Origin of the sequence: Paenibacillus sp. FSL K6-2524 (genome assembly GCF_038005525.1) — a bacterium.
GTDB classification, from domain to species: Bacteria; Bacillota; Bacilli; order Paenibacillales; family Paenibacillaceae; genus Fontibacillus; species Fontibacillus anaericanus.
The window spans coordinates 3894232-3906202 of record NZ_JBBOSP010000001.1 but is presented as its reverse complement, the minus strand read 5'-3'; the positions used below and the strand labels follow the sequence as shown (position 1 = coordinate 3906202).

9 protein-coding genes are annotated in these 11971 nt (G+C 40.7%); 8 read left to right on the top strand and 1 reads right to left on the bottom strand.

Annotated features, from left to right (window positions below; all coding sequences use genetic code 11):
* Window positions 1-137: 137 nt before the first annotated feature.
* Together purT and NST85_RS17880 are read left to right on the top strand one after the other, a co-directional pair.
* Window positions 138-1322 (top strand): formate-dependent phosphoribosylglycinamide formyltransferase, encoded by a 1185-nt coding sequence (gene purT / locus NST85_RS17885; RefSeq protein WP_341190006.1) that lies wholly within the window; start codon window positions 138-140, stop codon window positions 1320-1322.
* A complete protein-coding gene (locus NST85_RS17880) occupies window positions 1315-1767 on the top strand; it encodes a GNAT family N-acetyltransferase (RefSeq protein ID WP_127190740.1) in 453 nt (150 codons plus the stop codon). The genes purT and NST85_RS17880 overlap by 8 nt, the downstream gene beginning before the upstream one ends.
* 53 nt (window positions 1768-1820) lie before the next feature.
* On the opposite strand, the gene NST85_RS17875 is transcribed toward NST85_RS17880, so the two are convergent.
* A complete protein-coding gene (locus NST85_RS17875) occupies window positions 1821-2423 on the bottom strand; it encodes a hypothetical protein (RefSeq protein ID WP_341190005.1) in 603 nt (200 codons plus the stop codon).
* A gap of 208 nt (window positions 2424-2631) precedes the next feature.
* Here NST85_RS17875 and NST85_RS17870 point away from each other — a divergent pair, with 208 nt between their 5' ends.
* From NST85_RS17870 to NST85_RS17845, 6 genes are all read left to right on the top strand, one after another.
* Window positions 2632-4293 (top strand): response regulator, encoded by a 1662-nt coding sequence (locus NST85_RS17870; RefSeq protein WP_341190004.1) that lies wholly within the window; start codon window positions 2632-2634, stop codon window positions 4291-4293.
* On the top strand, window positions 4290-6077 hold the full coding sequence (locus NST85_RS17865) for a sensor histidine kinase (protein ID WP_127190738.1): 1788 nt from the start codon (window positions 4290-4292) through the stop codon (window positions 6075-6077). The genes NST85_RS17870 and NST85_RS17865 overlap by 4 nt, the downstream gene beginning before the upstream one ends.
* On the top strand, window positions 6074-7057 hold the full coding sequence (locus tag NST85_RS17860) for a substrate-binding domain-containing protein (protein WP_127190737.1): 984 nt from the start codon (window positions 6074-6076) through the stop codon (window positions 7055-7057). Before NST85_RS17865 ends, NST85_RS17860 begins: the two co-directional genes overlap by 4 nt.
* Window positions 7058-7725: 668 nt before the next feature.
* Window positions 7726-8850 carry a hypothetical protein gene (locus tag NST85_RS17855; protein ID WP_127190736.1) on the top strand — a complete coding sequence of 375 codons (1125 nt, stop codon included), beginning with the start codon at window positions 7726-7728 and terminating at the stop codon, window positions 8848-8850.
* A 29-nt stretch (window positions 8851-8879) separates the two neighbouring features.
* Window positions 8880-10364 (top strand): glycan biosynthesis hexose transferase WsfD, encoded by a 1485-nt coding sequence (wsfD, locus tag NST85_RS17850; protein ID WP_211350036.1) that lies wholly within the window; start codon window positions 8880-8882, stop codon window positions 10362-10364.
* Window positions 10365-10412: 48 nt separating this feature from the next.
* The gene (locus NST85_RS17845) at window positions 10413-11969 is read left to right on the top strand and encodes a hypothetical protein (protein ID WP_341190002.1); all 1557 of its coding nucleotides are present in this window, start codon (window positions 10413-10415) and stop codon (window positions 11967-11969) included.
* Window positions 11970-11971 lie beyond the last annotated feature (2 nt).

Below are 11971 nucleotides of genomic sequence, written 5' to 3'. Positions count from 1 at the left end.
TGTCGAATAAAGTGTGAATTTAATGAAAGACTATTGCATATTTCGTGAAAATCCCTGAAAATAGAGTGAGATTATTATCACTATATTAAATTGATGTTAAATAAACGCACTCAAATTCAGGGGGGATACGGGTACTCATGTGGGGAGCTCCTTTATCGAAAAACGCTAAAAGCATGATGCTGCTTGGTAGCGGTGAACTGGGTAAAGAGGTTGTGATCGAAGCACAACGTCTTGGAGTCAGAACGATCGCAGTTGATCGATATGAACACGCGCCAGCTATGGGCGTTGCTCATGAATCGTATGTGATCGACATGTTAGATGGAGAGGCTCTGAAATCGCTTATTGTGAAGCTATCGCCGGATATTATTGTTCCGGAAGTTGAAGCGATTGCTACGTCGGTTTTGGTTGAATTGGAAGAGGAAGGTTTCACTGTTATTCCGACGGCTACGGCAGCACTACTTACGATGGACCGTGAAGGGATTCGTAGACTTGCAGCGGAAGAGTTAGGATTGCCGACGGCCAGATATGCATTCGCTAATAGTTTAGAGGAATTAGAAGCAGCGGTTTCAAACATCGGTATTCCGTGTGTGATCAAGCCTTTGATGAGTTCATCAGGCAAGGGTCAAAGTGTATGCCGGAAATTCGAAGAGGTTGGGGACTGCTGGAATAATGCACTGGAGGGGGCGCGCGCCAAGAAGATGCGTGTCATTGTTGAATCCTTTGTCCCGTTTGTCAGTGAGATTACTTTGTTAACGGTGAGATCAGCATCCGGTACGATCTTCTGTCCACCAATCGGTCATATTCAACAAGATGGGGATTACATCGAATCGTGGCAACCCCATTTTCTAAGTGAGCAGCAGCTTAACGAAGCGCAAGATATTGCACGAAAAATTACAGATTCTCTCGGTGGCTTTGGCTTATTCGGCGTAGAATTATTTCTTACTGAAGATGGAGTCGTTTTCAGTGAAGTATCACCTAGACCTCATGATACAGGTATGGTAACTATGGTTACTCAAGATTTATCCGAATTCGCTCTGCATGTTCGGGCTATTCTAGGATTTCCAATTCCGTCCGTTGAATTGCTTACTTCAGGTGCTTCTGCGACATTAAAAGGTGACCGTGAAGGCGAAGATTTCGTTATCGCAGGTTTGAATGAAGCATTAAGTCTTCCAAGAACGCAAATCCGTGTGTTTGGTAAGTCGCTATGTAAACCTGGGCGCCGTATGGCAGTAGCCCTAAGCAGTGCACAGGATGTTGAAACAGCTCGCAGCCGCGCTAAACAAGCGGCAAGTCTACTTAAGGTGGTATGGTCCAATGAGTAGTCAAGTCTGTGCTCCAGCATTAGTCATTCGAAATAGCAGTTGTGATGATGTGAATGACATGCTTCCGCTAATGCGGCAACTTTGTTATCCAACAACACCGAGTGTGCTTAAGGAGCATCTGTCCATGCTGGATAATCATCCTTTGCAGTGCAGTCTGGTTGCTGAGCTTGATGGGAATGTAGTGGGTACGACATTCTTGAAGCTGTATCAAAGCCATGATATGAAGAAACCAGTATCGCAAATTTCTGCTATGGTGGTGGATGAGGAATACCGAGGTACGGGAATTGGTAAACGATTGCTTCGTGCGGCAGAATCATGGTGTAAAGAACATGACAGCTCACAAGTGTATCTATCTACGGGTGATCGTAACAAGTCAGCTAAAACATTCTATGAGCATTTAGGTTATACTTGCTCGGGCTACAGACTTAGTAAGGTTATGTCTTAATTTGAAACGGGTACGATCCTTATGGATCGTACCCGTTTTTACTTAGTTAGTATTCAATTGGCGGCATATATTGGATGTTGGTCATGTGGAGAGGAGTTTCGGTGACGACAATAATGATTACGATAGGTTGATAAATCGCCCCGGAATACAAGCTTCAGGAACACACAAGTTCCCAGATCTGAAGGTGTAGTTAACGCAGCTGATTTCTCAATTAGGGTAACACCACTATTTTGAAACACGCTACTTACGAACTGTGAACAGAAGTACGAATTTTCTCCTCCAAGTTCCATGTTGAGAATAATCCCTAGAATGCCAAGGAAATTGTAGCTGTATAACTCATTGTTCTCTTCAAATTTTTGTACATAAGCTCTCATTTTATTGTAGGTTTCTGTACTGACAGTACAACTATAAACAGCACACGTAGCCTTCTCAAATACACCAGTATGGATGTTCTCTCTCACGAATCCGCCATATACAGGAATAAGTGGATGCTTCCTTCCGAAACTGTACACTTTCCGTAATTGCGAGTCAAAAGCAATAGACGCATGATTAAAAGGAGCCCTGGTGTACAGACCTATCATTTTTGTCACAATGCTGCGTGGATTACTTAGTAGAATATAAATTTGCTTCTTATCATCCATGTTCTCAACCGCCATAAAATTTATTGTTAATATACTTCCATTTGATATTACCATGGTATGTCAATTGGGGGAATAGCGAAACCGACTCAGGAAGGAAAATAATACTAGACTAAAGTCCAAGTTGACAATTGGACGTATTTACTTTTATAGGACAATACGATAGAATCGGGGGGAAATTAGGGGGAATTATTGCAGATCTATGCTTAATGGGGAGAGGTTGCATATGACATATAAATTGATACTAGTGGACGATGAAGAGGACGTAAGAGAAGGATTGCTGGGACAAATTCAGTGGGAAAGTCTTGGCTATCAGGTGATGGATACTGCGGAGAATGGAAAGGAAGCCGCGGATTTGGTAGAGAAGCACCATCCCGACGTGGTAGTAACTGATATTCAAATGCCTTTCATGAACGGTCTTCAGTTATCCGAATGGATTCGCAATCATTATCCGGGAACAAAGATCATCATACTCACCGGTTACGATGAATTCGAATATGCTCAGAAGGCAATTCGGCTAGGGATTGATGAATACGTGTTGAAGCCATTCTCTGCTGGAGAGTTAGTGGAAGTGTTGGAGAAGGTAAAGGATCAGATAGATGAAGAGATGGCCGACAAAGAAAATGTGCAGCTTCTCACGGAACATTATCGCAAGAATCTGCCGATTCTCCAAAGCTTATTTCTCTCTTCCCTAATGTCACGCAGACTTCCGGAACCCGAAATTCGGGAGAAGAGTCAGCATTACGATCTTGATTTAGATGGCCAAAGCTATATGGTATCGGTAATCAGTATTGATTCTATGTCAAGAGTAAGCAACCCTTTAGCAGGTTCAGCGCGTTCGAATGAATCGGCCTCATTGCGAGAAACGCATGATACTCAACTCCAATTATTTGCAGTGCTTAATATAGCGGAGGAAATTGTAAGAAGGAATTATACGAATAAGGTTTTTATTCATCATGATGAAGTCGTATTACTTAGCATTAGTGAGGATACGCGCTCAGAAGATGCGGCGAACCGAACGTTTCAGTTGGTAGAGGAAATTGTGTTTAGTGTGGAGCGTTATTTGAAATTAACTGTGACAATTGGTGTGGGTTCGGTTATTTCAGATATAGGAGATATATTATCTTCGTATAAAGAAGCTCAACAAGCATTAGACTATCGGCTAATTCTTGGCAATAACAAGGTAATTTGGATTGAAGATGTGGAGTCACGGAAATGTGCGCCTAGTTCTTTTGATGAAGTAAAGGAGAAGGAATTGGTTCGGTGTCTTAAGTTAGGAAGTGACGAGGAGTTACTAGATCTGTTGAATGATCATTTTAGTGGTCTACTTGATGGACGTGTATCCAATCAGGATTTCCAAGTATATTTGTTAGAGATGTTAACGGTTGTGATCAGAGCTGCCAAGGACATCCATGTGGACCTGGATCAGTTATTCGGCAATAAGGTTTCTATCCTGGGGCAGTTTTCTAAGTTTACACATGCGGAAGAAGCGAAGTCGTGGTTTATTGATGTGTGTATGAAGATAAAAAATGATATCACATCCGATCGTCAGACTAGTTATAACAAGCTGGTGACTGAAGCACGCGAATATATATTGTCGAACTATGGGGAAAAAGAGCTTTCAATTACGAAGGTCTGCAATCATTTACATATTAGTACAGGATATTTTAGTAATATTTTTAAAAAAGAAATGAAAATGACATTTGTAAGTTTTTTGATGGGTGTGCGAATGGAAGCGGCACAGGACTTATTACGAACTACGGATTTGAAAGCGTTTGAAATTGCCGAGTTAGTGGGATTTGTGGATCCGAACTATTTCAGTTTTTGCTTTCGCAAGAAATATGGAATATCTCCTAAAGAATACCGAAGTGGAGCAAAAGTCCAATGAGATTTTGGAATGTAATTTCCAGATATCTAAAAGGTTTTCATTTTCGGAATATACAAGTTCTCATTTCGGTCTCCTCTATTACGATCACTGTGATAGTTGTCTTACTAGTTAGTATTATGTTGTTTGATCGATTCTCGAAGGCTGCGGAGGAGAACACTTTTCTAGGGCTAGGGCAAACAATTGAACAGGTTAATGCAAATCTGGAATTGTACGTTAGCGGGATGGAGGATGTTTTTGATGTCGTAGAAGAGAAGATTAATATGGCATCCGATGTCTCAAACAAACAACTCGGTGAGCAATTGGATACCATTCTTAACACGAGAGATGACTTGGTTTCAATGGCACTGTTTACTGAGGAAGGTGATTTGGTACGTAACATGCCCGAGATTCCGATGCGCCAGAACACGAAGCTAACCGAACAACTTTGGTTCGAGAAGGCAGTGCGGAAACAGGGAACTCTTCAATACACGCCACCGCATATTCAAAACTTATTTAAATGGCAATATCGCTGGGTTGTTTCCATGAGTAAGACAATATTGTATCAAGATGACGCTAGATTAAAGAAGGGTGTTCTCGTCATTGATATTAACTTCCGTACCATTGATCAACTCAGTCAAAGAGTGAGCCTTGGTAAAAAGGGTTACGTATACATTATTGATTCCATTGGAACCATTGTTTATCACCCCCAACAACAACTAATTTATGCCGGTTTGAAATATGAGAATATGGAATCTGTGCTGAATTATACATACGGTAGTTATCTTGACTATGCGGAGGGAGAGCAACGGATAATTACGATACAAACGGTAGTTCCGACGGGGTGGAAAATAGTCGGTGTGGCCTATGCGGATGAGTTTTTGACGACTACAAAGGAATTGAGCGACTTTATTATCAGGGTCTTAATGTTAGTGATCGTTGTTGTGCTCATAGTGAATATTTATATCTCAGCCAAAATTTCGCAGCCCCTTCGTAAGCTAGAAAAGTCGGTCAAGATGGTGGAAAAGGGTGACTTTCAAACGAATGTTTATGTCAGTGGAGCCTATGAGGTGGAACAATTATCCAAGCGATTTAATCTCATGTTGCGGCGGATTCGCGAGCTCATGGACCAGATCATCCAGGAGCAAGAGGCAAAACGAAAGAGCGATCTAGACGTGTTGCAATCTCAGATTAATCCGCACTTTCTCTACAATACGTTGAATTCTGTTACTCGCCTAGCAGAGATGGGGAAGAGCGAGGAAGTTGTCACAACAATTACGTCGTTATCACGGTTTTTTCGTATCAGCTTAAGTAAAGGCAGTCATATTATTACGGTCCAAGAGGAACTAGAGCATATCCGGCATTATCTGATTATTCAAACCATCCGTTTCAAGAACAAGTTTGAATATGAAATTGTAAGTGATGAGGGAGTTAATGATTATCTGACGCTTAAGTTGATCCTACAACCACTAGTTGAAAATGCGATACATCATGGTATCGAAAACTCACCCGATAAGGGGTTTATCGGAATTTACGTTAAATCAGAGGGTGACAATCTAGTCTTCCGAATCAAGGATAATGGTGTCGGAATGTCTGCAGAAGCTGTCGAGAAAATATTTAGTAATGTCATGAGGAATGGGCCAGGCTCCGGGGTGGGCGTACGTAATGTGCAGGAGCGAATATCGCTGTATTACGGCAAGTACTATGGATTGCATTTTGAGAGCGAGCAAGAAGAAGGAACCACCGTCACAATTACAATTCCAATCGTTAAGCTAGAGAAGGAGTTGTCGGAAGGGGAGGAGTCATGAGGAAGATAATAATGTTCGGTGGCAAGGGGATTACTCTAATCGTTCTACTGACTTTAATCCTCTCTGCCTGCACAACTTCAAGGAGTACACAAAACGCAGATAAAATTATGGTTGTAGATATGATCGTTAAGCTGGATCGGGGAGATTATTGGAATACGATTCGAATGGGAGCCGAAGCTGCTGCCAAAGAATACAACATCAATTTGAATTATTTAGCCCCTGATAACGAGAACGATTATAGAGAGCAAATTGCATTAATGGAAGAGTCGATTGCGCGTAGACCTGACGTTATTGTGCTCGCAGCTAGCGATTATGAGGCTTTGGGTCAGGTTACAGACCAGACTTCTTATTATAATATTCCGGTGATTTCAATGGATTCAGAAGTGGCATCAGCGAAAGTGAAAACCTATGTTGGCACTAATAATTATGAAGCCGGGCAAAAAGCAGCTGAACGCTTGGTGGAATTGACAGGCAAGTACAGTCAAATCGGGATTGTTAATTTCGTACAAGGAGCTAGAAATGCAGATCAACGCGAGGAAGGTTTTCTTGATTACGTTGCCAGGTTCCCAAATGTGCAAGTGATGGACATTCAATACTGCGGTTCAGATGAACTTTTGGCCTACACACTGACGAAGGAGATGTTGGTTAATTATCCCCGTTTGGATGGCATCGTCTCTCTAAGTGCGGAATCTTCGATTGGTGCAGGTAAAGCTGTAGTGGACATGGGCTACGCTGGCAAGGTTAAAATGATTACCTTCGATAACCCTCCCGAGATGCTCGAATTGTTACAGGAGGAAACAGTTCAAGCGATGGTCGTGCAAAATCCGTTTAATAATGGATACATGGCGATTGTTGCCGCTGTAAAGGCTGCGCATGGTGAGCGTTTAGATGGTAAGATTCCTACCGATACGAAGCTGATTGATCTGGATAATATGCTATGGCCTGAGAATCAGAAGTTGTTGTTTCCGTTTGTAAAATAGAACGGAGGGGAAAGAACGGTGAAAACAGTCGCTCCGCATGCCGTTTGATCTTTCGATCGCTATTGTAGTTGTATTGTCATTATCATATAAAACCTAAAAGGGTTACAATCCAACTACAAATGCGAACGCTTTGCTTCTCCAGATTCAAACGGCCCGCTCCGCTTTTCTTTCACCGGTCTTTTAGAGGGGGTGAGAAAAAAACCAGTTGCAAGCAGTGCAAGGTAGGTATCTCTCTATATTATTTCGACAAATTATGCGGCCGATGAACCTTGATTTAGAAGGTTATCGGTTTTTTTTGTGTACCAAGGTAGATACTCCTTGTTCGTAACATTCAGAATACATTCAGGGCGATACGATATATTTTTTGAAATAACAGGAAATTCCAACACTATTCGATTAAGTTCTGTTTCTTCCAAAACAAGGGGTAGGTCTATCAAAAATCGGGTATAGAAATAGAGTAGTAGTGTGATTAACCTTAATGATGAAAAAAATATAATATACTGGAAAAATGCCATCCTTTGGTTTATAGTGGGAAATATAATGTGACTTATTTCCTAGTTTGTTACATAAAGACCTATGTATTAGGGTTAAATCATTATATTTTTTAACTTTGTTGTGGGTATTCAGATCAAAAATATACATCAGGGATTAGGGGGACAAAAGGAGTGATGAAGCGTGTCATTCTTTGTATATGTATCATTCTATCACTTTGCTTGTTTGTCTATTACAGGGAGCACAAGTTGCCTGCGCAACAAAATATAGCGACTAACTCGTCGTTTGATCATAACACGGGGGACTTTGAACCCCAGAAAGAGCTAAGTTATTTGTATCAGTTTATTATAAACAAGCTATCTGGCAGTCATGGTGTTTTTACGAATTATCAGGATACGGATCAATCTGCAGAGGTGGCGACAGGGCATGAGGTATTGAGTGAGTCGGCCGGCTTACTACTACGTTATTATGTATTGACTAATCAGCAGGATGCCTTTGAGAAAGAATGGATACGCACTAAGCAAACTTATGATCGAACAAACGGGTTTAGCTATCGGTATAGTCCTAAGCTTGATAAGAACTATTCTGTTAATGCAGCAGTGGATGATCTGCGAATCATTCGTGCGCTTTATGAGGCTGGAAGTGTATTCAAGAATAAACACTATGTAGCGGATGCTGATACATATGCTAAACGTTTTTACAAGCACAACGTCAAAGATAACCATGTTTATGACTTCTATGATAATCAATACAAGATAACCAATAGTTTTATCACTTTATGTTATATCGATTTAAAAACACTTCAGCTAATCTCGGATTCGACACAAGTAGGAGAAAAGACCTATATAAATATGTTGGATATTATCCACAACGGGTATATATCGGATAGGTTCCCATTCTACGAGACTCGTTATCAATATGATAGTGGTTCCTACAATTCAGATCATATTAACACGGTAGAATCACTCCTGACGATTCTTGCACTTTCCGAAGTGAAACAGCAGAATCCATCGAGTATTAGTTATCTTAAAGAACAAGTAAAGCAGGGTAAGTTGTTTGGACAATATACCGTTGAGGGAGTTCCTACGAATGATATTCAATCCACTGCGATATATGCAATTGCAGCAATGATTGGTTCCGAGCTGGATGATCGAGAGCTTTATGAAGACAGTATCCAACGTATGATTCAGTATCAGGTTCAGGATTTATCTAGTCCCCTTTATGGTGGTTTTGGGGATGTCGATACACTCACAGCATACTCCTTTGATAATTTAATGGCTCTATTAGCATTTGTTTACTAAAGAACTTATGAGGGAGGAAGACATGCTTCATGACAGGCAATAAAGTCAAATTATTCAGTCAACATAGACTTGTGGCACTTCGTCGCTATGGAACGCCGGCCTCATTTGCAGCAATCGGAGTATTGCTGATTACGATCTTCGCATTATTCAGACCACCTTATATTGGAATGGCGGATAATGGTGATTATTTCCGTATCTTATACGGCAATGGCTTGTATTTTAATGTTCCTGATTATGACAATCAATATTTTAGTTACTTTATTAAGAACTTTGGGATTTTTCAATATTATAATGAAAATAGTACAGATATCTTCTCGTCACAGTCTTTATTTATCCAGTTTGCCGTGTGGATAAACAAGCTTTTCATTGATCAGAAGATATTTGATATACGCGTTCAAGCAGTGATATATGTGGTTCTTTACACGGTGGCAATCTATTTGCTAGTAGAAAGCCTGACTTGGAAAATGCCAGCTAAATATGGTTATCCTATTGCGCTCTTGGCTATTTTTATGTTTGGTGACACAGGGTATACGACTTATTTCAATTCTTTCTTTGGGGAAAGCATCGTGTTCATCATGCTGTTGTTTATGTTTGCATCAGGTTTATTACTCTATCGAAATCGGTACAACGATTACGTAATGCTGGCCTTGTTCACCCTCAGTGGACTCTTACTAACGACAAGTAAACAGCAAAATGCTCCAGTGGGTGTCATTATTGCCTTTACAGGGATCATGCTCATTTTTATTCGTAAGGGAAGGACATTTCGGATATTGATGACTTCCTCACTTCTGATTTTACTTCTTGCAGGGGTTAGTACTTACTTATTCATTCCGAAAGAGTTTGTGAATATTAACAAATATCATGCCATGACACGTGGGATCCTCATGGAATCGCCCAATCCAGAAGAGACATTAGAGTCCTTTGGTATAGACAAGCAATATGCCATCTTGGATAAAAGTATTTATTATGCAATGAATACGACAGTGGACGTTGACTCTGAAATATTAGAGAAGAGCTTTTACAGTCATTATGGGTTCGGGTCTATTTTGAAATATTACATCACGCATCCAGCTCAAGCTGGCAGATTACTCGATTTGGGGGCAAAAAGCGCATTTGTTATTCGTCCTCCAGCTATGGGTAATTACGAGAAATCGGTTGGAAAGCCCCCGGGAGCGCAAACAACGTTTTTTTCGGGGTACAGCCTAATGAAAAAGGCTCTTACGCCAAGAACGTTTGGTTTTATCGTTGTTTGGATGGTTTTAGTCATCGGCTTATATTCACCTTCGTTTATCTCAGCGATTAAGTCCAGGAATATGAGGAAAGCCGCTCGGTTTCCGCTCATTATAACGTTCATTTTGTTTGGCTTATCTGGCATATTAGTATCGATTATTGGGGCAGGGGACGCTGATATGGCTAAGCACGTTTTTCTTTTTACAGTCACCTTTGATCTTGTCACCTTTTTGTTGATAGCTGATATCATCCGTCATCGTTTGTTGCGCATGGATCAAGATTAAAATTGTGCACTTTATAGTATCTTTTGAGGCTGGTAAGGGGGTATGAATATGCACGTCAAAATAATGATAAGGACGCTCATCGTGACTCTCGTTGTCATTCTGGGGATTCCTCTATCATTCGTTCATGCATCAAAACCAGAACCTGCACATGTCTTGATTATCTATGACAGCTTGGCAAAAGGAACATCAAGAGAAGGAAATATCGAGGCACTGCAAAGATTGCTTGCATCTTTTGGGGTAAAGGTTACTGAGACAACCATGGATAACTACAAAAAGGGAACCTTAGCGAAGTATACGGGCGTTATAGCGGTTCGAAATGCAAATGAACTCACAATAAGTAATACAGACTATATTCAAGATTTTGCATCCTATGAGGGTGATTATTTACATATCGGAGTGCAACTACCTAGTAAGATTCAAACGGAGCTTAACCTGACAATTCAGAATGCAAATGAACAATTCGTTAAACTATCGATTGGACAATTTTCTGAACCAACAATTCATGTGAGCCACATGCCTTATATTGTACAAGCTAAGGGGAGTATCCAATATGGTAGCATTTCATCTGAGAATAACGATATGGATACACCCTATGCGGTGAGGCATGATGGTTTGGCATATGTACCTTACTATGAAAAGGGGAACTTGAGTGAAATAGCCCTGGCCTATGTGTTAAAAGATTGGCTGAGGGTTACTGAGCAAGGGAAAACCTATCTATTGTTCAAAGAAGTTTATCCTTTCTCTGACTTACCGTTATTGGAGAAATTGGCAGATAAGCTCTATAGTGCAGGTATTCCATTTATTGTTAGCGTTAGGCCTGTATTTCACAACACGGACTATCCTGCAATGCAGCGCTATTTGGAAACACTGAAGTATGTTCAATCCCATAACGGAAGTATCCTGGTTAACACCCCCGTAGTCTCTTCGACAATTCAGGAAATTGGACCGGAACTTAAGGCTCAGATGGAATTATTTGTGGATGTTCTGGCTGATTACGGGATTGCTCCTTTAGGAATAGGGGCAGAAATGTATTGGACCTATGATCAGCAATATTCTGAGTATGGTATGGGGAGCTTCGACTCAGCTGTTCTATTCCCCAATGAAAATATACGTCATAGATCCCAAACAGATTCGTCCAAGTCGTTCTCGTCTTCTGTTTATACGATACAATTGGATTTTCTCGAGCAGTTTGAGCACACCGGTAAGGTCATTGAACGTTTTCCGATGAGTACAGCTTTGGTCTACAACTTCTTTGAAACCGAGGCTGAGCTGGATCAAAATGTCCAGGCGTATATCGATAGCTGGATCACGTTTGATGATTATAAATCGGTGCCTCATAACGTGCAGACACAAGCTAATACCATTTCTACTCATAATGGGATGCTCGAGATTAATGGTCACAGCGTTGATTTGAACGATGCATATAGGTCTGTAAGTCCGGAATATTCCTATAAGCCAGAACCCGAGAAGAGCTTTGAGACATTGTTTAGTATACAGAATAAGATTTTTATCGTGTTAATCTTAATGACACTTTTTGCTTTTGGAATAATGTTCATCATCGGTTATCGACTATATAAACGAAAATATTTAAATCGAAGGAGATAACA